This is a genomic window from Acinetobacter sp. 226 (genome assembly GCF_048147925.1).
Classification (GTDB): domain Bacteria; phylum Pseudomonadota; class Gammaproteobacteria; order Pseudomonadales; family Moraxellaceae; genus Acinetobacter; species Acinetobacter pecorum.
Map to the genome: position 1 here is coordinate 20,999 of NZ_JAYWYX010000022.1, position 22,947 is coordinate 43,945.

Below are 22,947 nucleotides of genomic sequence, written 5' to 3' on the forward strand. Positions count from 1 at the left end.
AAAAAAACTGGCTATAGTGTAAGCTCTTAACGTCAAAAAATACAGCGACCAGAACCCAAGCTTCGCCCTATTAGCACAATATTTAGGAAGTTGTCTGCTGCAAAATGGCCCAATATTCTGGCCGAATCACTTTTTTTAAATCTGCATAGGGTACTTTTAATTCAGGCATGCCTGCGGCTGTCGGAGCCAACTCACCCGCCGGATACACTATCACCAGACCAGAGCTGTCAAAATAATAGTTATCACTCAGCTTTAACTGTTGCCGTTGAATCCCTTGTTTATTCAACCATGGGGCATTGGCACGATACATCACCTCAAGCAGTTTCTGTTCGCTGCCATTGAACAAAAATTGATGTAAAGCCAGACGTTTTTTCTGCTGTAAATCAAAATTGATATATTCAGTATGAGTCATCGGTTGAACATGATTCCGAGGTAAATTGGAACTTTTTAAGGCAAAAGTGGCCAGATGAGCGCGCTGAGCCATAAATTCCACCTTGATCGACCGCTGATCCAGATAATGCGGTTCATGGGCTTTTTTAGGATTTTTCTGGATAACTTTAATGAATGCAACAGGTTCGGTATGCTGAATGCGCTCAACAAAATATTGATTAATCCAGTCAATATTGGTGTCTACCGTCTGCAAATCAAAGCGTATACACCCCTCTATTTCACACACCACTTTGGCCGCCCCCTTGAGTGGAACTGCTTTAGTTTCAATCTGCACATTCTGGTCTGTTTCAGGAATAGCAACTGAACTGGATTGAGGCTGACAACCCAGTATGCCCAGACCGATCAAGAACACTAGGTACACCCTGGAAATTTTAAACCGATTGATCTTCATACTGAGCTCCTAAAATTTTGCAATTTCATTGACTCGACTTTTATTTATTTTAAGATGCACTGCCATCCAGATATAGCTAAACCTTGTATCCAGTCCAACCGTATCCTGATCTCTGGCAATAAAAAAGCAACCTAAGTAAGTTGCTTTTATCGGTTCATTTTAAAGTTTATTGATCAATGATGTCTGTACCCTTGGGTGGGGTGAAGTTAAAAGTAGAAGCAGGAATACTGCTATTCACTTTTACATTGTTAAATTTGATTGTGGTGGTTTGCCCCAATGAATCCTGCAAAATCATCAAATTTGGTGCTTTATTCGTTCCAAAACTGATAGTCAGGCTTTCAAATACACCATCGGTATTTTTAGGATAAAGCGTGTAATAGGTTTTACCCTTATTTGGCTGAGTGACCCGGTAAGACTGCATAATCTGTCCAGTATTACCTGACAGCAATAATGCCGGTGTGTTGGCAACTTGCTCATCTAGACTTTGACGAACCGCCTGCTGCAGGTCAGGATCATAAATCCACACAGTTTTACCTGTAGTTGCAATTACCTGCTTGGATGGTGCTGTCGTTTCCCAATAGAATTTACCCGGACGCTCGACTTTCATCACCCCTTTAAAGGTTTGATTCATATGCTGTGCAGTCAGACCTTTCTTCTGAGTTGCTCTCGGGTTAGTCACCTTGGAGCTTTGTTCGAAGTTTGCCGTCATACTACGTACATGATTAAGCTGTTTCACCAGACTTGCAGTTGCCTGCTGCTCCGAAGCTGCTACAGGGGCAGCAAACACGGTTGTACTCATCACCGGAGCTAAAGTCACTGCACCCAGCGCCATCGCACAGACGGTTTTACGAAGCATATTCATAATTTCACCCTTATATTTTGCGTCATCGCAATTTATTTGATAACTCATCTTAAACGAAAATTAAAAGCTAAAATGATAGAAAATAAGAACTTTTGTATTGTTATTAATTCGAAACCGGTTTTTTTGTTCATCATCATGAAGATTTCAGAACAATTTTTACATTATGGAATGTCACTTAACCTGAACATTATTTTTCAGGCATAAAAAAACCCACAAAAATTGTGGGCTTTTTTTCTATCTCAGCGGATTACGCGTCAACAGATACGTAGCGACGGCCAAATTGACCTTTCACTTCGAATTTTACTACGCCATCAGCAGTAGCAAATAATGTATGGTCACGGCCCATACCTACGTTTTGACCAGCGTGGAATTCAGTACCACGTTGACGAACGATGATGTTACCTGCAGTTACAGTTTGACCACCGTAAACTTTAACACCTAACATCTTAGGATTCGAATCACGACCGTTCTTAGTCGAACCACCGGCTTTTTTAGTTGCCATGTCTATTTACTCCTCGTAATTAGCCTGAAATAGCTGTAATTTTCAACTCAGTGAACCATTGACGGTGACCTTGTTGTTTACGGTAGTGTTTACGACGACGCATTTTAACAATACGGATCTTGTCGTGACGACCATGGCTAACTACTTCAGCAGTTACAGTAGCACCAGCAACAACTGGAGCACCGATTTGAATGCTTTCACCGTTAACAAGCATCAATACGTCATCGAACGTAATAGTCGCGCCAGTTTCAGCTTTCAATAATTCTACTTTAAGGGTTTCACCCTCAACTACACGGTGCTGTTTACCACCGCTTTGGATTACTGCGTACATAATGTACTCCAAACTAACCCGTGTCGTCGTGCCGATAAAGGAATATATCGAACTTAAGACGTACGCCACTGGGGGGATATCTAAGGGCGAGGATTTTAAGGGATATTCAAAAAAACAACAAGCCATTTTACTGAAATAATAATGACCCGTTTACGCAAATTATTTAACTATTAAATATTTCCTATCAAATCAAGCACTCAAGATATATTCAGCAACAAAATACTACAGCAGAAATCTGGCGCATTTGATTAATATACTCAGCCGGATGAAGGGGGTGCGTCCTGACCTTTTGTGATTTTTTATGGCTCGAAATAGGGAGCAATTTCTCTTAATATCTATAAAAAGCTGATTTTTAGTGGAGTTTATGCATTTCTTAGGTTTCACTCATGTTATAAATTGTTAAACTACGTCCAGCGATTTACCAGACCAGAGGTTTTCTTTCACATGACCATCGACTTTAAGCAAGACATTCTCGCTCCTGTTGCTAACGACTTTGCTGCGATGGACACATTCATTAATGAAGGAATTACCTCAAAAGTTGCGTTGGTGATGGCCGTCAGCAAACACGTGGTAGAAGCCGGTGGCAAACGCATGCGCCCGATTATGTGTCTTCTGGCTGCCAAGGCGTGTGGTGCTGAAAATTTGGAACCGCACCGTAAACTTGCTGCAATCATTGAAATGCTGCATACCGCAACACTGGTGCATGATGATGTCGTCGATGAATCAGGTCTGCGTCGCGGCCGCCCCACTGCAAATGCAACCTGGAATAACCAGACTGCTGTTCTAGTCGGTGACTTTCTGATTTCACGTGCTTTTGATTTGCTGGTCGATCTGAACAATATGGTATTGCTCAAGGATTTCTCGACCGGGACCTGTGAAATTGCTGAGGGTGAAGTACTGCAACTGCAATCCCAGCATCAACCGGAAACCACTGAAGCAACTTATTTGAATATTATTCATGGCAAGACCTCGCGTCTGTTTGAGCTGGCCACCGAAGGGGCTGCCATTTTGTCGGATAAAAGTGAATTCCGTCAGCCTTTAAAAACCTTTGCCGGACATTTCGGTAATGCTTTCCAGATTATAGATGACATTTTGGACTACACCTCCGATGCGGACACGCTCGGCAAAAATATCGGTGATGATCTGATGGAGGGCAAGCCCACCCTGCCATTGATTGCGGCATTGAAAAACACCACCGGTGAGCAACATGAAATCATCCGTCGCAGTATTGCAACGGGTGGCACAGAACATCTGGAGCAGGTCATTCATATTGTTAATGAATCTGGTGCACTGGATTATTGCCGTCAACGTGCGACTGAAGAAACTGAAATCGCAATCAATGCCCTGCAGGCCTTACCTGATTCTGAATACCGTCAAGCCCTGATTAATCTGGCCAAACTGGCCCTACACCGAATTCAGTAATCTTTAAATTTGCCTATGCATATCAATTTTCTTGATCTTTTCCAAAACATGCAGCATCAGCTTGAACAACCTCAGGCAGTTCTGGATGAAAATCTTCTGATTGAGCTGGTTGAAAGAATCAGACCGGAAGACAGCAGAAATACCGAGGAGATCGAAGCAAAATTCAATGCATTTATTCGGGCTTTATTACTTACCCCGAATGCCGTTGCGACGCTTCAGACCTTTACCCTTCGGATCATTAATCGTTATAAACAGACGGGACTGTTTTCCGATACTGGCATTTTATCCCTAGATGGTTTCTGGAACCAGCTGAACCAGCGTATTGGCGCGCATATTTTGCCGCTTATTCCTGACCATCAGCAGCTACAGGAACTGTTTCGTAAGGTCTTTTATCATCGTACCGATAAATACTGGCTGGATTATTTTGATGCGGCAGACTGGCAGCGTTTGTTTTCGATCCTGAATCAGGGACATTCCAACCAGCCTGAAAAAACCCGGATTAAGGATGAGCTGATCAAGGCCCTGACTATTCTGTCTTATCGAATCAGCGGTATCGGTCTGCATCCCGAATTTATTAATGCCCAACCTGAACTGATGGAATATGAATCTCCTTTTCTGGTACAGAACCGTGAGATCAACGAATTTATTCAGGAATACAAGAAACGTTATAACACGGTAGCACTGGTCGATTCGATTACCCCACCGGATGCCTCACAAGCGCTGGTGATGCTGGAGCAATGTCATGATGTAGCGGCCAAGGTGCGCCGCTCTACCAGACGGATTGGGGTCAGTGTCAGTCTGACCTATATGTTGGCTCTGCTGGAACAGTGTTTGGAACGAGTCGAAATCCTGCTGAATATGGTCATGGATGATGATGACCTGCGTTATAAGTCGATTGGCCTTTTTATTGCGGATATCACTGAAGCAATTTACAGTGAACGCAGTGTCCGTGCCTTACTGGCAACCAATAGTGAACTTTTAGCTTTGCAGGTCACCGAAAATGCCAGCAAGACCGGTGAGCATTATGTCAGTACCGACAAGCAAGGCTTTCTCGCCATGTATAAGTCGGCTGCAGGTGCAGGCGTAATCATTGCCATTATGGCCACGCTAAAAACATTAATGGCTCGGGTTTCTATGGCACCCCTGATGCAGGCCTTTAGCTACAGCATGAATTATTCGCTAGGCTTTATGCTGATTCATGTCCTGCATTTTACCGTTGCGACCAAACAGCCGGCGATGACGGCTGCCGCGCTGGCTGCGACAGTACAACAGCGCAAAGGCACAAAAATGGCTCAGATTGCCGAGCTTGCGGCGCTGATTGTGAACATTATCCGCACCCAGTTTGTTGCCATTTTAGGCAATATTTCGATCGCGATTCCGGTAGCCGCTCTGATTGCCTTAACTTGGGATTATGCCCTGCATGAACCCTTAATGAGCCATGCCAAGGCAGCCAAAACCCTGCATGACCTGAACCCCTTTACTTCTTTAGCTATTCCGCATGCTGCAATTGCTGGAGTCTGTCTGTTCCTGTCCGGATTATTAGCAGGTTACTTTGACAATATGGCAGTTTATCGCAAGGTAGGACCTCGCCTGAAAGCAGATGTGCGTTTAGCCCAGCTTATGGGGCAGCAACGCCTGCTGCGCTTTGCTGACTATATCGAGCGTAATCTGGGGGCACTGGCGGGTAATTTTCTGTTTGGTATTATGCTGGGAAGCATGGGGACACTCGGTTTCATTTTGGGTCTACCACTGGATATTCGTCACATTGCCTTTGCATCAGCTAACTTTATTCAGGGTCTGATCAATATTAATGGTCCTGATGTCGGCTTGATTGTCGTATCTTTCCTCGGTGTCTTGCTGATTGGCCTGACCAACCTCTTTGTCAGCTTCAGCCTGACTATTATTGTAGCATTGCGTGCGCGACGGGTTCGTTTTGAACAGTGGAAACCGCTAGCAAAACTGGTCATGACTCACTTTCTGACTCGCCCCAGTGATTTCTTCTGGCCTCCTAAGCAAACACTTGAAATTGACGAAAATCATACATCTACAAAGTCCTAAAACTGTGATAATTTCGACATATTTGCTTCCAAATTCCTTACTAAGATAATGGAATTCGCATAAAATACACACACTTGAAAAAAAGTGTACTGACAAGTACACTTCACTTCAGACAATGAGCCGATCCTTTATCGGTGAGAGGGACAGAGATTCTCGGTATGCCTTACTTGTTGCTTTTTGTCGGAATTTTGCTTTTATTTTTCAGTGTTTTATTTCTTAACCTTCCAGTCTTGAGCCAGTTTGACTTGCTCAGTGTACAGTGGATGAGCGAGCATCGCACCGGAACTTTAAATCAGATTGCAACATACTTATCAGCAATAGGTGGCATGCCATTTGTATTATTTTTATCCATACTATGGTGTATTTATTTACTGTGGTATAAAAAGCGTACAAACATAACTTTTATATGTATCGGAATTATCGGAGGAATACTCCTAGCTTGGCTGTTGAAATTTGCGATTGCCCGACCAAGACCATCAGCATCCCTCCATCTGGTGGAAAGCTTTGGAAGTTCTTTTCCAAGTGCCCATAGTCTGTATGCAGCCTGTCTGGGATGTCTGGCAATTTATATCTATCGGCAACATTCCCGGTATTACATTATTGTGATGGGCGCAGTGTTATGGATGCTGATGATGGGAATTTCAAGAGTTTATCTGGGCGTACATTTTCCTTCAGATGTCATTTCTGGCTGGAGTATCAGTTTTATTTGGATTTCGTTGTGGTATATGGTGTGGATCAAATATTGCACGGCGCACAAATAAAAAAATATTTAGATAAAAATCTAATTGAGGTGGAATAATGATGTCTGCAAAGCTTTGGGCACCGGCCCTGACTGCTTGCGCATTAGCAACAAGTCTTGCACTTGTTGGTTGTAGCAAAGATCCCAAAGAGGGCCAGCAAGCTGGCGCTCAACAAAAAATGCCACCGACTGAAGTCGGTGTTCTTGTTGCACAACCGCAAAGTGTAGAGCAGTCTGTAGAGCTCTCGGGTCGTACAACTGCATTTGAAATTTCAGAAGTACGCCCGCAAGCCAGTGGCGTCGTTCTAAAACGCTTGTTCACTGAAGGCAGTTATGTACGTGAAGGTCAGGCGCTGTATGAAATCGATTCAAGCTCCAGCCGTACTACAGTAGACAACGCCCGTGCAGCGATTGCCAGTGCTGAAGCAAATCTGGGTGTATTGCGGGTCAAAGAAGGACGCTACCGTCAACTGGTCGGTACAAATGCCATTTCGAAGCAAGAGTATGATGACATCGTGGCACAGGTAAAACTAGCTGAAGCCGAGTTGAATGCCAATCGTGCCAGCCTGCGTAATGCTGAAATCAACCTGGGTTATTCAACGGTACGTGCCCCGATCTCGGGTCAGACCAACCGTTCGTCTGTGACTGCAGGCGCATTAGTCACGGCCAACCAGCCAGATCCGTTAGTGACAATTCAGCGTCTGGATCCGATCTATGTCGATATTAACCAGTCTAGTACTGAACTTTTGCGTTTACGTCAGCAATTGAGTAAAGGCGACCTGAACAGTTCAAACAATACCAAAGTCAAGCTAAAGCTTGAAGATGGCAGCACCTACCCGGTAGAAGGCCGTCTTGCATTCTCGGATGCCAGCGTGAATCCTGAAACAGGTACAGTCACCTTACGTGCAGTATTCCCGAATAAAAACCACCTGCTTCTTCCTGGCATGTTTGCAACTGCACAAATTGTGCAGGGTGAAATCCCGAATGCTTACCTCATCCCTTTGGCAGCCCTCACTCGTACCCCTACAGGTCAGGCGATGGCAATGCTGGTCGGTGCTGATGGTAAAGTGGCATCGCGTCCAGTGACTACAGTCGGCACACAAGGCGCTGACTGGATTGTGACAGAAGGTCTAAACCCAGGTGATAGAGTGATTGTAGACGGTATTGCGAAAGTTAAGCCTGAACAACAAGTCATTGCTAAACCTTATCAACCTCAAGCTGCTGCTCCACAAGGTGCTGCACCGAAACAGCCTGCAGCGAGCGAGAAAAAGGCAGATGATGCTAAAGAGAAACCTGAACAAAAACCTGCTGCAAATGCATAAGGAGTAATGGTTCATGGCTCAATTCTTTATTCATCGCCCGATTTTTGCATGGGTGATCGCATTGGTAATTATGCTGGCGGGTATTCTAACCATCAGCAAAATGCCGATTGCGCAATATCCGACTATCGCTCCGCCAACCATCACCATTTCTGCAACTTATCCAGGTGCATCTGCTGAAACTGTTGAAAATACAGTAACTCAGATCATTGAGCAGCAGATGAATGGTATGGACGGATTACGTTATATTTCGTCCACCAGTGCGGGTAATGGCTCTTCGTCTATTGCTGTAAACTTTGAACAGGGTATAGACCCTGACCTGGCGCAAGTTCAGGTTCAAAACAAATTACAGTCTGCTACCGCACTACTTCCTGAAGATGTACAGCGTCAGGGTGTACGTGTTACCAAGTCTGGTGCCAGCTTCTTACAGGTACTGGCTTTCTATTCGCCAGATGGCACCCTGACTGCAGATGACATTAAAGACTATGTGAACTCCAATATTTCTGAACCTTTAAGCCGTGTCGAAGGCGTTGGTGAAGTTCAGGTCTTTGGTGGTTCATATGCCATGCGTATCTGGCTCGATCCAGCCAAAATGGCAAGTCTGCAAGTCACTCCAAGTGATATTGCCACCGCAATTCGTACCCAGAATGCACAGGTTGCCGTGGGTCAGCTCGGTGGAGCACCTGCAGTAAAAGGTCAGGTACTGAATGCGACAGTCACAGCACAAAGCCTGTTACAAACCCCGGAACAGTTCAGCAATATTTTCCTGAAAAATACCACGTCAGGTGCACAGGTTCGCCTCGGTGATGTAGCACGTGTAGAACTGGGTGCAGATAACTACCAGTTTGATTCCAAATTTAATGGTAAACCGGCCGGTGGTGTAGCCATTAAGCTGGCTACAGGCGCCAATGCCCTGGATACTGCAAAAGCAGTTGAAGAGCGCTTAAAACAGTTACGTCCAAACTATCCTGAAGGGATGGTAGATACACTGGCTTTCGATACCACGCCTTTCATTCAGTTATCGATTGAATCTGTGGTTCATACCCTCATTGAAGCGATTATTCTGGTCTTCATCGTCATGTTCCTGTTCTTGCAGAACTGGCGTGCGACCATCATTCCAACCATGGCGGTTCCAGTCGTGGTATTGGGGACCTTTGCTGTTATTAATGTCTTCGGCTTCTCGATTAACACCCTGACCATGTTTGCCATGGTATTGGCGATTGGTCTTCTGGTCGATGATGCGATTGTCGTAGTCGAAAACGTGGAACGGGTAATGACGGAGGAACACCTCGATCCGGTTTCTGCAACTGAAAAGTCAATGAAACAGATTTCTGGTGCATTGATTGGTATTACTTCGGTACTTTCTGCAGTATTCGTGCCTATGGCATTCTTCGGTGGTACGACCGGGGTTATTTATCGCCAGTTCTCGATTACCCTTGTGACTGCAATGGTTTTATCACTCATTGTGGCGCTCACCTTTACCCCTGCTCTGTGTGCGACCCTGCTGAAACAGCATGATCCTAACAAACCGGAAAGTAATGGTGTGTTTGCACGCTTCTTCCGCTGGTTTAACAGCAGCTTTGAAAAGATGTCAGTGAAGTATCAGGGCGGAGTTAACCGCATGACTCACAGCAAGATCTTTTCGGGCATCATTTACGCTGTAGTACTGGGTATTATTGTTCTTATTTTCCAGAAACTGCCTTCTTCGTTCCTGCCGGATGAAGATCAGGGTGTAGTAATTGCACTGGTACAACTACCACCGAACGCAACGCTGCAAAGAACTGATAGTGTAGTCAATACCATGACTAACTATTTCCTGGAAAACGAGAAAGATACAGTTCAGTCCGTATTTAGTGTGGCAGGTTTCTCCTTTACCGGCGTAGGTCAAAACGCAGGTCTGGCTTTCATTAAACTGAAAGACTGGTCTGAACGTACCAATCCGGAAGCTCAGGTCGGTGCCATCATTCAACGGGGTATGGCATTAAACATGATTGTGCAGGATGCTTCTTACATCATGCCGCTACAGTTACCTGCAATGCCAGAACTGGGTGTATCCGCTGGCTTTAACCTGCAGCTCCAGGCAGCAGGTGGCCAGACTCATGAACAGCTTCTTGCAGCCCGTAATGCAATTTTGGGCATGGCAGCAAAAGATCCACGTCTGGCGGGTGTACGTCCGAATGGTCAGGAAGATACACCTCAGTACCATGTGATTATCGATCAGGCACAAGCGGGTGCTATGGGCGTGAGCATCGCTGAAATTAACACCACCATGGGCATGGCGTGGGGCGGTTCGTATATCAACGATTTCGTAGATCGCGGTCGTGTCAAGAAAGTCTATGTACAGGGTGAAGCAGATGCGCGCATGATGCCGCAAGATCTGGATAAATGGTATGTCCGTAATAATCGCGGTGAAATGGTTCCTTTCTCGGCATTTGCAACAGGCGAATGGACTTATGGTTCGCCACGACTAGAACGTTACAATGGCGTATCGTCTATGAACATCCAAGGTACTCCGGCGCCGGGTGTCAGCTCGGGTGCAGCCATGCAGGCCATGGAAGAAATTATCGCGAAGTTACCAGAGATGGGCTTGCCAGGTTTCGACTATGAATGGACAGGTTTGTCGCTGGAAGAACGTGAATCTGGTGATCAGGCTCCATTCCTGTATGCCCTGTCGTTATTGATTGTATTCCTGTGTCTGGCAGCCTTGTATGAAAGCTGGTCAATTCCGTTCTCGGTGCTGCTGGTGGTGCCATTGGGTATTGTGGGTGCGTTATTACTGACCTTTGGTGGGATGATGCTGTTCCAGAATCCAAACCTGTCCAATAACATCTACTTCCAGGTAGCGCTTATTGCAGTCATTGGTCTTTCTGCGAAAAATGCCATCTTGATTGTCGAATTCGCTAAAGAGCTGCAAGAACAAGGTGAAGAATTATTTGATGCTACCTTGCATGCGGCAAAAATGCGTTTACGCCCGATTATCATGACCACTTTAGCCTTTGGTTTTGGTGTATTGCCGCTTGCGCTGTCTTCAGGTGCTGGTGCTGGTAGCCAGCACTCGGTAGGTTATGGTGTACTCGGTGGTGTTATCAGCTCGACCTTATTAGGTATCTTCTTTATCCCGGTATTCTATGTATGGATTCGAAGTGTCTTTAAATACAAACCAAAAACACAAAATCAGGAGTATAAGTCGTAATGCAAAATCTATGGTCTATTACAGGTCGTAGCATTGCGGTATCTGCCCTTGCGCTGGCTTTGACTGCCTGTCAAAGCATGCGCAGTCCAGAACCCGTTGCGCAGGCAAATATCCCGAGCAGCTATACCAATGCGTCTGGTACTTCTGTAGCAGAACAGGGTTATAAAGAGTTTTTTGCTGACCCGCGTTTACTGCAGGTGTTGGATTTAGCGCTGAACAATAACCGCGACCTGCGTACTGCAGCACTCAATATTCAACGTGCGCAGCAGCAGTATCAGATTAGCGAAAATAACCAGTTACCTACGATTGGTGCCAGTGGCAGTGTACTGCGTCAGGACACTTTAAATAACAGTGCCCAGAACCGCGGTCCTATCACCAGTTATAACGTGGGGCTAGGCGTAACCGCATACGAACTGGATTTCTGGGGCCGTGTCCGTAGTCTGCGTGATAATGCGCTTGATACATTCTTTGCGACCCAGAGTGCACGTGATGCGACCCAGATTTCCCTGATTGGTCAGGTTGCACAAGCATGGCTCAGCTATTCGTTTGCCAATGCCAATCTGGCTTTAGCACAACAGACGCTGCAAACCCAACTTGAGTCTTACAATCTGAACAGGAAACGTTTTGACGTTGGGATCGACAGTGAGCTTCCTGTACGTCAGGCACAAATTTCAGTAGAAACAGCGCGTAACGATGTTGCCAACTACCGGACTCAGGTGGCACAGGCACAAAACCTGTTAAACCTTCTGGTGGGCGAGCCAGTGCCAACCAGTTTATTACCGGCACAACGTGTTACCCGTATTACTTCCAATACTGCACTAGGTGCGGGATTGCCAAGTGATCTGCTGATTAACCGTCCGGATATCCGTGCAGCAGAATATCGTCTGTCTGCAGCAGGTGCCAATATTGCGGCAGCTCGCGCACGTCTGTACCCGACCATCAGCCTGACCGGCTCTGCAGGTCTGGCGTCAACTGATCTGGGTGATCTGTTTAAGTCTGGTAGCTTTGTCTGGTCAGTAGGCCCAAGTCTGGATATTCCAATTTTTGATTGGGGTACCCGTCAGGCCAATATCCGCATTTCTGAAACTGATCAGCAAATTGCCCTGTCAGATTATGAAAAGTCGATTCAAACTGCTTTCCGTGAAGTCAGTGATGCCCTGGCAGTTCGCCAGAATATTGGTGATCGTCTTGCAGCTCAGCGCCGCCTGGTTGAAGCAACCAATACGACCTATCGTTTGTCACTTGCACGTTTCCGTGCCGGGATTGACAGCTATCTGAGCGTACTGGATGCACAGCGTGCTTCTTATGCTGCAGAACAGGGTTTATTATTACTTGAACAGGCCAATCTGAACAATCAGGTTGAAGTCTATAAAACCCTGGGTGGCGGCTTAAAAGTCAATACGACCGACATCGTGCCAAACCCACCGTCTGTGTCTGAACAACGCCGCGCGGCCGAACAGCAAGCGCAATAAATTCCAGACAGATCAAGAAAAGCTCACTTCGGTGGGCTTTTTTTATTGCATTTTCAAGGTAGTTTTCCTATTGTCATAGGCTAGCGATTTATTTAGAAAACATACACATGTTACTTAGCAATCTGGAATCTGTACCGGGACATACCATTCGCCAGCAAATAGATGTCGTTTATGGAAGTACCGTACGCAGCAAGCATGTCGGACGTGACCTACTGGCCGGGCTAAAAAATATTGTGGGTGGTGAACTTACTGCCTATACCGAACTACTGGAAGAATCCCGTCAGGAAGCGATGAACCGTATGACTGAAAAAGCTCGCAGTATGGGGGCCAATGCAATTGTCGGTATTCGCTTCTCGACTTCTAATATTGCCCAAGGCGCTTCTGAGCTCTTTGTTTATGGTACAGCCGTAGTGGTTGATCCAATCATGCCAAAATTACCCGATCCTTTTCCGCAGGCAGATTAAAGCATGGATGGTTTAATTTTCCAGGTCATCATTTTTGCCATTCTGTTTAGTGTCGGGTTTGGATTTGGCCGTTATAACGAACATAAACATTTTCGCTATCTGGATGAACAGGAACAACGTCTGGCATATATTCAGATGAACAGTAGTCGCTTTATCATATCTGAATATTCTGGACAAATGATCAGTAGCAATGTGGTTATTTCCCATGATTATTTTAAATATGCCATTGCCAATGTCCAGAATATGCTGGGGGGCCGTCTGACCAGCTATGAAAGCGTGGTAGAGCGCGCACGGCGTGAAGCAATTGTACGTTTAAAACTTGAGGCTGAAAAAATCGGGGCGACCCAGATTATGGGAATTCGTCTCAGCACCACTGAACTCGGCATGCAAGGCGGTATGGTGGAAGTCTTTGCTTATGGTACTGCACTAAAACAGCCTTCTTGACCGAACTGAATGTCTACCCAGAAACTCTGCCGAGCTGATCCAGCCCTGCTACACGATTCTGGTACTCAAATGACTAAACCTGAATAGACATACCGCTTTAAAGAGGAAATAGAGCGATAGGCAGTCATTGAGTCCGACTTCAAGCCGCTGGAATCATCTTTATTCCCTATTATTCTGTGCTAGGATATTAAGTAATCAGCAGAATAAATATAAATAAGATGATGCAGTTTCTCGACTCTATAAAAACTACACTTCAATTCCATCTGTATTTCTTTATTATTTTCCCAGCCATCTTGGTATTTTATCTGGTCTTACAGACCCTCACTCCTTTAAGCTGGTCCAGCTGCCTATTAAGCAGCTGGAATATCGCGATCTATGCTTATTTGTTTTTTACTATAAAAAAGCTTTGGCACATTGACCACGCTCATATTCTGCAACGTGCCATGCAACAGGATGCCGGTAAATGGATCATTCTATTTCTGGTGATCATTACGCTGATCATTTGTTTTATTGCAATTATTATTGAAATTAACCATTTACCCAAAAATCCCCTGATTAGAACCGGCCATTTAATCCTGTCTGTTATCACTATTATCTCAGCCTGGTTCCTGATGCATACGATTTTTGCCATTCACTATGCACATGATTTTTATTTGGCTCTGGAAAAACAGCAACAAGGCGGACTGGATTTTCCCAACACCGCGAATCCAACTTATCCGGACTTTCTATATTTTAGCTATATCATCGGAACTTCTGCGCAAACGGCAGATGTCTCCATTACTTGCCAATCTATGCGGGTGTTAAATACCCTACATCTGCTTTTGGCTTATGGATTTAATACCACCATTCTGGCTATCAGTATTAACGTCACGGCAAACTTTATCAGCAATTAAAAAGTGTCCTGAAAGAGGCAGCACACTGAAAATAGCCATCTACTGCCTCTATCTACTAGTATTCTCTAGTCTCTACATGACCGATTTTAAAGTTAATTATCTTGCTTCATAATTTCAGGCAGTCAGGTTTTTACGCAATTCATCTTCAACAATGCTGAGTTCAATTTCACTAAATTTACGAATCTCACCTTCGGCATGCTTTTCTAACATTCCACCCAGCAAAGGTACTTTAACTTTCACCGTCCAGTTTAACTGAAACTGGATCTGATCTTTATCTCCAGTGACTGCACGCTGACAGGTAGCCTCAATCGGCAAATTGGCCCCAAGTTGTACCGTCGAGGTCATTTCATCCAGATTACTGACATCGGTACGCTGCAAACGGAATGCATCTTTAAGTAGTTTTTTTGCCATATCCGGAATATTGACATCCAGGTTATAAGCACGTTTCAGGGTATACATATGCCCCTGCTTTTCCGAAACCAGAATCTCCAGATTTTGAGCAGGAATTCGATGGCAGACTGCCTCATGTAAACGGATATCATTGGCTAAACGCTTAAACTCATCAATGGACACGCCATTGATAATTGCTTTTACGGTAAACTGATGTGCCATGCTATTTTTCCTTATTTTTATTAAGTTATTTACTAACACCACTTTTGACAGCGGCGAATAAAAACCAAACACAGAGATGACTCTGCAATTTATATCAACTCTATAATAGATGTCATTATTCTTTTATCGGGAAATAGCGGCAATCCGGTCAATGTTTGCAACATAGTTTTGCAAAGAACTGTGCCTGACCACAGCTGATCCGTAGCTGCATTTCGCCATAACAGATCACTGCATAAAACTCTTCGGCACCATCGTCCAGACCTGAAGCAAAATATTCAGTACCAGAGGGAAAAGCCTGCAACCAGTCAGCCTTATAAAAATCTGCAACTGATTCAAACTGCAAATACAATTCAGGCACTGCCTCGATTTTCATCGCCAGAGCCATAAATTTCTGTAATTGTGCTTGATGAAAATCAATAATCATGAACTTCCTGCTTCACTTCCCAGATTGTTCTTAAATAACTGTGCCACGGCTATGGAGAAAGTTTTGCGGTTTTTTTCTCTAGCACCATGGCATATGAGAAATGGGATATATGGGATATATGGGATATATGGGATATATGGGATATATGGGATATATGGGATATTCTCGCCCAGATAAAGACAAAGCTGGTAAAAAGTTCCATCTGATTTCATCAAGTTAAATCGACTGAGGTACACGGCTTGAGATCTTTAATATTAGAGAGCGAATAAAAGTTGTCTACCTAAGCACAGTCTGGATGCAAAAGGTCAGTACGGATTTCCTGCCGGTGCTCTTCTGCAAAACGGTCAACATGCACGTAAAATATTCCATAGCGGCCGACATAATATTCTATTGATTGATCATAGAAATTCCAAAAAATTGACCATTCCCCTAAATCCATCTGACGGATCTGGGTGCTACAGTGCATTGGCATCTTTTGTAATACTTCCTGCTGTAACTGTTCAGCCTGTGCTCGATTCCCAATATGCACCTGCCGTTGAAAGAATAGCTGTGCCACATCATCAAACAGTTCCAGCTCATATGCATCCACTAGATACACCTGCTGCTCTTGCTCGATGACTTCTTGCTCTGTAATGCTGGAAATCTGTACCTGTTTTTTTAGGCACTTATGAGCCAGATGACGCTGAGCCTTATACATTTTCCTGCCCACAATCCAGGCAGCATTCAAAATGAATAAAACACATAATAGGAGGAGTAATTTCAGCATAATTGATCATCTCATGTGACTGATTCTTTTTTATTTTATTTTTATCGCAGCAGGCGCAGCATTTACTGGAATAGCCCACGTGGATCCAGAATACGTCTATTTTTTAGACAGTGCAAATTTAAGGCTTATTTTTATAATTTATCTTCTTTTCTGGAGCATTTTCACCCCCTTCTCGAGTTCATTTTTATTTTAAGATTTAATTTACTTTGATTTTTATCTTTAGCTTCATCATGAAACTTAGGCACTTGAGATAATAAAAAAGGACAAATCCATAACAGACCTGTTCTTCAGGCGTATGGATATCAGCAAAAATTCTCAAAATCACTACAATATTGTTCTGTTTTTTACCTAGTGTTTTTTTATCAAATAAACCCTTCCTATAAATATTTGAGAAAATGAATAAGATTATGATTCGGGAAGGGAAGATCGAAGATATACCTCAGATTATTCAGGTGATTCATGACAGTATTCAGTCCTGTGTTCTGGATCATCAGCGTGAAGCCAGCAAAATTCAAACCTGGCTAGAAAAATTTGATCATGCCAGCCTGATTGTCGACATGCTTTATAACGATTGCTGGGTTTACCTTGTACATGACAAGGTGGTCGGGTTCTTATTGGTCAGTGATACTGGAGAAATCCGGATGCATTATATCGCCCCTAACTACCAGAGACTGGGATTTGGTACCCAGTTGTTTCACCAGATGCATCACACCTTATTAAAGAAAAAAATTCATCAGATTGAAATACAGTCCACTCAGACCGCCTTGAGTTATTATCAACGCTGTGGCTTTCATCTGCATTCTGCCGAGTCAGAAGAGGAGGCATGCCTTCTTTATAAATATGTTTTTTAATCAGTCTCTTTCTTAATTTTTAACTGATCACGCCCTGCCTGTTTGGCGGCATAGAGTTGCACATCTGCAGCTTTCATCAGCTCATGAATATCTGCATATCCATGTGTTTGTGCAGTCCATGCTGCCCCCATACTGACCGTAATATATTTTTTTGAATCTGGCCGGTTCAGATGTTCCATACGTTGTTCCCGAATCTGCTCTAATACATTTTCCAGATTTTTCAAGGCAGTTTGAACTGGCATACCTGTGAGCAGAATCGCAAACTCTTCGCCACCATAACGTGCCAGATAACCCGACGGCGGCAAGGCTTGCTGGATAATCCTGACCAGATTTTTCAGGACTTCATCCCCCTTTAAATGGCCATAATAGTCATTATAGTTTTTGAAATAGTCGACATCGAGCATGGCAAAAATCAGCGTATGTTGCGACTGCTGCCGGGTCTGCAAAAACTGCTGCTGGATTTCATGATTTAAAGCGCGCCGGTTAAAGGCACCTGTCAGTGCATCAGTATTCATCTGCTGCTCTAATTTAGCATTCAGTTCATGCAGTTGCTGGGTACGTTCTTTGACTTTTTGATCGAGTGAATTGTTGAGTGCGATCAGATTCAGGTTCAGCTGTTCGGTCTCATAAGTTTGATGCGCATAATGCCTCGACTGCCGGAACATGATTAATAACGCGTAGATACTGGTTGAGATAAAGAACAGATGCGTCGTTTTAATTACATTGATCAGCAATAGATAATCATTCAAAAACGTCAGACAGAGGAAAATAATCGCAATCAGATTCAAACGCGAATAATGTTCTTTATAGCGTAGAGTCTGATAAAAGCCGTACATAAAATTGGCAAGGATGACTAAAGCATAGATCGCACTAAACAGAGCCAGACGCTCAAATATTTCCGGAGATGAAAAAAGAGTGATAATAATATTAAAGACCAACAATATAACTGCAATATAATAAATCACCGGATTCAAATAGCGCCGGTTAAACAGATGCATATAGCTGAGAAAAAAGAATGCCGCAAAAAAAGTAAACAAATACTCTAATCGGCTTCCCCACAACCAGTTGATATTGGTAAACACTGAATAAGCATAGGGTGCAGAAAACAGGTTATGCATGGCCAAAAAGACAATAAACCAGCCAAAAACAAAGATACTTTTACTGTTGCGTTCTCGAGATCCTCTGAATATCGAAAACAGAATGGTAAACACCCCTACCCCAAATACTGCACCGCACACCATGGCAATACTCATCATGAGCTGCTGGAATTGGCGATTGATTGTCGCCGCAATGCCGATCTGCATTGGTCGTTCGAGGCCGCCATGCAAATGGGTATAATTCGAGGCCTGAATACTTAAGGTAATATATTCAGTGTCTGGAACAAAATAGCCAATCCGCGGTGCTTTTTCAGTCACCTGTTTTTCAGGTGTGGTACTGATTTCTCCGAGTCGAACAATAAACTGTCCATTGACATACATTCGATAGGCGCCGTACTGGGTTGGAATACGGATCGCGATCCGTCGTCCGAGAAATTCTTTTGGAATTTTAAAATGACCAATGAAAGTCCCATAACCCGCATTTGAGCCTGCCAAAGTTTTAAAAGAAGCTGGCAATTGAACGGTTTTTGACTGGAGTATGGAGCTGGGCTGGATTATAAACTGGTTTGGGTAGAACCACCATTTTCCCTGCAAAGAACTACTGCTATGTTCGGTAAAATGGACTTCTGTAACCTCATTTTGAGATTGCTGCTGAAATGATGGCAATGTGAGTTCGTTCTGAGCGATCGCTGGACTAGTTATGCAAGTCAACCAGCTAAAGGTCCAGATAAATACGATAAAAAAGACATTCCTTATCAATTTATGCAAATACGTTATATCTCAAGATAATTGTTTATTATTCTTATAATTTACAAGGAATATTTATGATTTCAAATGTTTTTTGTATTTAGTCCGGTACAGCCTGTATTGGGCCGACTGCACCGGAAAAGCTCAAATATTTTAATTAGAGAAAACTATTTATGTCTCGCTAATTATATTGTTTTAATCACGTGTTTTTACATCAAACAATTCAATTTCAAAAATCAGGTTAGAATTGGCTGGAATGACCTTCCCCATTTTACGTTCGCCATAAGCCAAATGTGCAGGTACCATCAGTTTACGTTTACCACCAACTTTCATTCCCAGAATGCCCTGGTCCCAGCCTTTGATCACACGCCCTGTACCAATGACAGTTTCAAAATAATTGCCCCGGTCAATGGATGAATCAAACTTGGTTCCATCTTCCAGCCATCCAGTGTAATGCGTGGTAATTAAAGCGCCTTTTACCGCTTCTTTCCCTTCACCTACTTTTAAATCAATAATTTCAAGTTCGTTTATCATCGTCATTTACCTGAGATTAGCACTAAATTTAGAGTTCAGTATAAACTGGATTGAGCTAAATTCCTTGGCCTTTAGCTTCAATAGGTCAAAAGCTGAGTTTCTGAATCTTTTTATCCTGTAATAAATACTGGGTTAATTTCTGATGATTTTTAGCTGACCCCATCAGGATCCAGCGGCTTGTAATCAGCTGGTCGATTTTTTGCTGGCTGGAATGAATTACTTTTAATTTGTATTGTTTAAACAGTTTTTCATAATGTTCCGGCTCATGCTGCTCAAAAGGACAGACAATTTCGTAGTTACGTTCATGATTCAGATGCTCGATACCACGTTGCACATAGACCAATAGGACCAGTACGATCAACACGATCACCGTTGTCCAAATACTTAACAGTTCATAACCCGCACCGACTGCCATGCCCAGTGCCGCTGTCATCCAGATCGTGGTTGCAGTGGTAATACCAGAAACCCGGTTATCATCTTTTAAAATTACTCCGGCTCCCAGAAAACCCAAGCCGGTTAAAACATTGGCTGCCAGACGGTCAGGGTTGTCCACGCCGATTTTTAAAGAAATAATGGTAAACAGACAGGAACTCAGACTGACTATGATCATGGTGCGCAGTCCGGCAGATTTACTGTGATATTCCCGTTCTGCCCCAATGATTGCACCAATCACGACTGCTAATAGCAACTCATAAAGTTCATGATACATGCTTCGTCCAGAGAACTTATTTTTCTCTCCAGATATACGAAATAGTGAGGCAAGGATACAAGTTGAAACTTGCATCCTTGTGAATTCTTATTGTAACTGTTCCCACTCTACAATCACTTGACCCTGATCACCAATCAAGGTCCATTCCCCATCCATCACATTTAACTGTAACTGCATGGTGCGTGCACCCAATTGTGGTAATGCATCAGTGGTTGCAGTGGATAATTTCCATACTTCCACATTTTTTAAGGTTTTTAACTTGCTGCTACGCTTATACCATTCATCTACCGCAGAACCATAGGTCACGACTGCGACCTGCTTGCAACGCGCACTGGCCTTTTTGACTTTATCTTCGTCCGGACTGCCCACTTCAATCCATTTGACCAGTTGCCCGGTCAGATCCTTTTCCCAGAGTGCCGGCTCATCCGTTTCGAACAGATCCTTGGTAAATTCAAGCGCTTCACCAGCAAAACGTGCATAGGCCAAAATACGCACCATCAAGCGTTCAATGGTTTCCGAAGGATGCAGCGCCATCGTCAGTTGATAGTCTTCATAACGATGCGTATCCATATCCGCAATATTCAAATCAACTTTATAAATCGTCGCTTTTAACGCCATCACACAATCCTCAAATTTGGCGCTTAGCATATAAGATTTAGCACAATTTTGCTGAACAGATTTAGGTCAAAGATTCATTCAGCGCACTAGAAACAGTGCCATTATTTTTCCGGATCAATACGACATTGCATCAAGGCAGTTTCAAATGCCAGCCAATCGCATGACTGTTGATAAATCACTTCCACCCGGTTATCAATACCTTCATCTGCCGACTGATAATTGAACTGTTCCGGATTGAAATTAAAACTTTTCCAGCCCTGATCGGTATGGAAAATCCCCTTGATTCTAAGCCAGTCTTTTTGTTCACACAGCAGATCCAGCAGATCATAAAAATTAAACTGCCAGCGTTTTGGCAATTTCCAGCCTGCGACCTGATATCCCTGGGCACTTTCTACATAATGATAAGGCATCTGTTGAATGACTACGGAAGTGTCTGCGGACGAGATCGTCTGTTGCTGTTTTATCAAAGGCTGAATCTTACGGGCAGAACCCTGATACTTCTGCTTGATCTGTTCGATATCGAGTTGTCCGTGCTCGGTGAACAGCCACTGTTGCGCATAAGGTTGATATTCTGCCTGAAGTTGCGTGAGCGCTGCGTTATCTTCGGCTGTCATCAAGTCAGCATGTGAAATCACCACGATATGCGCTGCCTTGAGTTGGTCTGCATACAGGTTTTGCTGGGTCCAGTCCCGGTCATGCAAACGCGAACCATCTACCACGGTGACTAAAGCCTGCATGTTCAAATGGCTATGCCAGTGCGGTTCGGTCAGCTGTTCCAGTAATTGTCCCGGGTGCCCCAGCCCGGTAGGTTCGATAAACAGGCGATCCGGTTTCACTTCTGACAGCAAGCGCGATAAGGCGATCTGCATCGGCAATTGACTACTGCAACATAGACACCCGCCTAGTAGCTCTTTGACTGCATAACCCTGATCTTGCGGCAATAACTGCTGGTCTACCCCAATCTGGCCAAACTCATTCATCAGCACTGCCCAGATTTCCTGTTCCGGTTTCTGCTGTAGTAAATGTTTGAGTAGTGTGGTTTTACCTGCACCTAAAAATCCGGAAATGATATGGACAGGAATAGCCTGTGATGCTGACAGAATTTTCAAAATCGGCTCTCAAGAGATTGAATAGAAATAGCAATGCTCTGCATTATAAAGCACACCCAGATTATAAAATGCGTCTTCTTAGTAAACACATGATGAAATTACAAAGACCAAAATTCATGGAATGATCCAGAATTATCAATTTGCTATGTTAACTTTTATTGCCAATTTAATTTTTGAAATATTCATACACATTTTTATTGAATAAAACCCTGCATAATTAACAGAAATAAAACAACTTTCTCAGTTTTGTATTGCTTCGGTTATTGCCTACGTGTCGCTTTTGTTAATTGGTTTGCCTCGTAAAAATTCAGTGCTTAGGATGAGCATCTGTCGAATTGATGTGATGGTCAATTCCGCAGATTAATAACCTGAATAAAAGGATGCCAAAAATGAACTATGCACAAATCTTACTCGCCACGACTCTTACTGCTGCTGCAGCTACCAGTTTTGCAGACAGCAAAACCACAGATGCAAAAACCACCACTGAAGAAAAAGTGGTCGTGAGCACCCAAGAATTACCTGAATCAAATGCGCCGGTTGCAGGTGCATCTGCAGAGCAGCCTGCTGCCTCTGAAGCAGCTGCGTCTGAAGCTACTGCAGAAAGTACAACACCAGCAAAACCTGCTGCACGTTAAGTTATTAGATGACTCGTTTAACCCTATAAGGATATTCGTGACAGTATTTCTCCAGTAGGCTGTGTCCTAGGCTGTCCGATATTTTTCGATGCTGAATCATGCTTGATGCTGGTTCAGCATTTTTATTGCACAGAATCTATTTAGAGCCATAGTCAAAACTGATCACAGAATTAATAGCAGCTATCAAATTTATATTAATTTTATTTTTAAATTCAATTGATTAGCTAAAAATAATCTATCAAATTCAATATTAATCATATCCTTCAGCTACTATCGCATAACTTGTTTCTGGTGTTCAGCTGCTC

At 43.7% G+C, this 22,947-nt stretch carries 23 protein-coding genes; 11 read left to right on the forward strand and 12 right to left on the reverse strand.

Going from position 1 to position 22,947, the window contains the following annotated elements; genetic code table 11:
- Window positions 1-82 precede the first annotated feature (82 nt).
- The 4 genes from VXP95_RS11305 to rplU form a co-directional block, all read right to left on the reverse strand.
- A complete protein-coding gene (locus VXP95_RS11305; RefSeq protein WP_416681962.1) occupies window positions 83-841 on the reverse strand; it encodes an RsiV family protein in 759 nt (252 codons plus the stop codon).
- Between the two features lie 166 nt (window positions 842-1,007).
- On the reverse strand, window positions 1,008-1,703 hold the full coding sequence (gene lolA / locus VXP95_RS11310; protein ID WP_416681961.1) for an outer membrane lipoprotein chaperone LolA: 696 nt from the start codon (window positions 1,701-1,703) through the stop codon (window positions 1,008-1,010).
- A gap of 247 nt (window positions 1,704-1,950) precedes the next feature.
- Window positions 1,951-2,205: a 50S ribosomal protein L27 gene (gene rpmA, locus VXP95_RS11315; protein WP_004280639.1), complete on the reverse strand. Its 255-nt coding sequence runs from the start codon at window positions 2,203-2,205 to the stop codon at window positions 1,951-1,953.
- A gap of 19 nt (window positions 2,206-2,224) precedes the next feature.
- Window positions 2,225-2,536, reverse strand: a complete 312-nt coding sequence (rplU, locus tag VXP95_RS11320) for a 50S ribosomal protein L21 (RefSeq protein ID WP_004651211.1) — start codon at window positions 2,534-2,536, stop codon at window positions 2,225-2,227.
- A gap of 444 nt (window positions 2,537-2,980) precedes the next feature.
- Here rplU and sdsA point away from each other — a divergent pair, with 444 nt between their 5' ends.
- The 9 genes from sdsA (at window position 2,981) to VXP95_RS11365 (ending at window position 14,540) form a co-directional block, all read left to right on the forward strand.
- Window positions 2,981-3,958 carry an All-trans-nonaprenyl-diphosphate synthase gene (gene sdsA, locus VXP95_RS11325; protein ID WP_064096372.1) on the forward strand — a complete coding sequence of 326 codons (978 nt, stop codon included), beginning with the start codon at window positions 2,981-2,983 and terminating at the stop codon, window positions 3,956-3,958.
- A 15-nt stretch (window positions 3,959-3,973) separates the two neighbouring features.
- Complete coding sequence (locus tag VXP95_RS11330; RefSeq protein WP_416712045.1) at window positions 3,974-6,016, forward strand: site-specific recombinase; 2,043 nt, start codon at window positions 3,974-3,976, stop codon at window positions 6,014-6,016.
- A 158-nt stretch (window positions 6,017-6,174) separates the two neighbouring features.
- Window positions 6,175-6,777, forward strand: a complete 603-nt coding sequence (locus tag VXP95_RS11335) for a phosphatase PAP2 family protein (RefSeq protein WP_416681955.1) — start codon at window positions 6,175-6,177, stop codon at window positions 6,775-6,777.
- A gap of 37 nt (window positions 6,778-6,814) precedes the next feature.
- Window positions 6,815-8,077, forward strand: a complete 1,263-nt coding sequence (locus tag VXP95_RS11340; RefSeq protein WP_064096375.1) for an efflux RND transporter periplasmic adaptor subunit — start codon at window positions 6,815-6,817, stop codon at window positions 8,075-8,077.
- 13 nt (window positions 8,078-8,090) lie between these two features.
- Window positions 8,091-11,267 (forward strand): efflux RND transporter permease subunit, encoded by a 3,177-nt coding sequence (locus VXP95_RS11345; protein ID WP_064096376.1) that lies wholly within the window; start codon window positions 8,091-8,093, stop codon window positions 11,265-11,267.
- On the forward strand, window positions 11,267-12,739 hold the full coding sequence (adeK, locus tag VXP95_RS11350) for a multidrug efflux RND transporter AdeIJK outer membrane channel subunit AdeK (protein ID WP_064096377.1): 1,473 nt from the start codon (window positions 11,267-11,269) through the stop codon (window positions 12,737-12,739). The genes VXP95_RS11345 and adeK overlap by 1 nt, the downstream gene beginning before the upstream one ends.
- Before the next feature lie 107 nt (window positions 12,740-12,846).
- Window positions 12,847-13,203: a YbjQ family protein gene (locus VXP95_RS11355; RefSeq protein WP_416712046.1), complete on the forward strand. Its 357-nt coding sequence runs from the start codon at window positions 12,847-12,849 to the stop codon at window positions 13,201-13,203.
- A 3-nt stretch (window positions 13,204-13,206) separates the two neighbouring features.
- A complete protein-coding gene (locus VXP95_RS11360) occupies window positions 13,207-13,647 on the forward strand; it encodes a YbjQ family protein (protein WP_416712047.1) in 441 nt (146 codons plus the stop codon).
- Window positions 13,648-13,865: 218 nt separating this feature from the next.
- Window positions 13,866-14,540 (forward strand): DUF1345 domain-containing protein, encoded by a 675-nt coding sequence (locus VXP95_RS11365; protein WP_064102451.1) that lies wholly within the window; start codon window positions 13,866-13,868, stop codon window positions 14,538-14,540.
- Between the two features lie 114 nt (window positions 14,541-14,654).
- Here VXP95_RS11365 and VXP95_RS11370 read toward each other — a convergent pair whose 3' ends face one another.
- The 3 genes from VXP95_RS11370 to VXP95_RS11380 all read right to left on the reverse strand — a co-directional run bounded on the left by VXP95_RS11370 (window position 14,655) and on the right by VXP95_RS11380 (window position 16,342).
- The gene (locus tag VXP95_RS11370; protein ID WP_064102452.1) at window positions 14,655-15,152 is read right to left on the reverse strand and encodes a DUF2505 family protein; all 498 of its coding nucleotides are present in this window, start codon (window positions 15,150-15,152) and stop codon (window positions 14,655-14,657) included.
- A gap of 148 nt (window positions 15,153-15,300) precedes the next feature.
- The gene (locus VXP95_RS11375) at window positions 15,301-15,576 is read right to left on the reverse strand and encodes a hypothetical protein (RefSeq protein ID WP_416712048.1); all 276 of its coding nucleotides are present in this window, start codon (window positions 15,574-15,576) and stop codon (window positions 15,301-15,303) included.
- Between the two features lie 280 nt (window positions 15,577-15,856).
- Window positions 15,857-16,342: a hypothetical protein gene (locus VXP95_RS11380; protein ID WP_416706315.1), complete on the reverse strand. Its 486-nt coding sequence runs from the start codon at window positions 16,340-16,342 to the stop codon at window positions 15,857-15,859.
- 383 nt (window positions 16,343-16,725) lie between these two features.
- Between VXP95_RS11380 and VXP95_RS11385 the strand changes: the two genes are divergently transcribed.
- On the forward strand, window positions 16,726-17,193 hold the full coding sequence (locus VXP95_RS11385) for a GNAT family N-acetyltransferase (RefSeq protein WP_416712059.1): 468 nt from the start codon (window positions 16,726-16,728) through the stop codon (window positions 17,191-17,193).
- Here the strand turns inward: VXP95_RS11385 and VXP95_RS11390 are convergent.
- From VXP95_RS11390 to VXP95_RS11410, 5 genes are all read right to left on the reverse strand, one after another.
- Window positions 17,190-19,001 (reverse strand): diguanylate cyclase domain-containing protein, encoded by a 1,812-nt coding sequence (locus VXP95_RS11390; RefSeq protein WP_416712049.1) that lies wholly within the window; start codon window positions 18,999-19,001, stop codon window positions 17,190-17,192. The two genes, VXP95_RS11385 and VXP95_RS11390, sit on opposite strands and share 4 nt — an antisense overlap.
- Window positions 19,002-19,232: 231 nt before the next feature.
- Window positions 19,233-19,571, reverse strand: a complete 339-nt coding sequence (locus VXP95_RS11395) for an FKBP-type peptidyl-prolyl cis-trans isomerase (protein ID WP_004280661.1) — start codon at window positions 19,569-19,571, stop codon at window positions 19,233-19,235.
- A gap of 85 nt (window positions 19,572-19,656) precedes the next feature.
- Window positions 19,657-20,280 carry an MgtC/SapB family protein gene (locus tag VXP95_RS11400; RefSeq protein WP_416681951.1) on the reverse strand — a complete coding sequence of 208 codons (624 nt, stop codon included), beginning with the start codon at window positions 20,278-20,280 and terminating at the stop codon, window positions 19,657-19,659.
- An 87-nt stretch (window positions 20,281-20,367) separates the two neighbouring features.
- The gene (locus tag VXP95_RS11405) at window positions 20,368-20,898 is read right to left on the reverse strand and encodes a YaeQ family protein (RefSeq protein ID WP_416712050.1); all 531 of its coding nucleotides are present in this window, start codon (window positions 20,896-20,898) and stop codon (window positions 20,368-20,370) included.
- Between the two features lie 101 nt (window positions 20,899-20,999).
- Entirely contained in the window at window positions 21,000-22,007 is a 1,008-nt protein-coding gene (locus VXP95_RS11410; protein ID WP_416681947.1) for a CobW family GTP-binding protein, read from the reverse strand.
- A gap of 389 nt (window positions 22,008-22,396) precedes the next feature.
- Here VXP95_RS11410 and VXP95_RS11415 point away from each other — a divergent pair, with 389 nt between their 5' ends.
- Window positions 22,397-22,642 carry a hypothetical protein gene (locus tag VXP95_RS11415; RefSeq protein WP_416681946.1) on the forward strand — a complete coding sequence of 82 codons (246 nt, stop codon included), beginning with the start codon at window positions 22,397-22,399 and terminating at the stop codon, window positions 22,640-22,642.
- The last annotated feature ends 305 nt before the right edge of the window (window positions 22,643-22,947 follow it).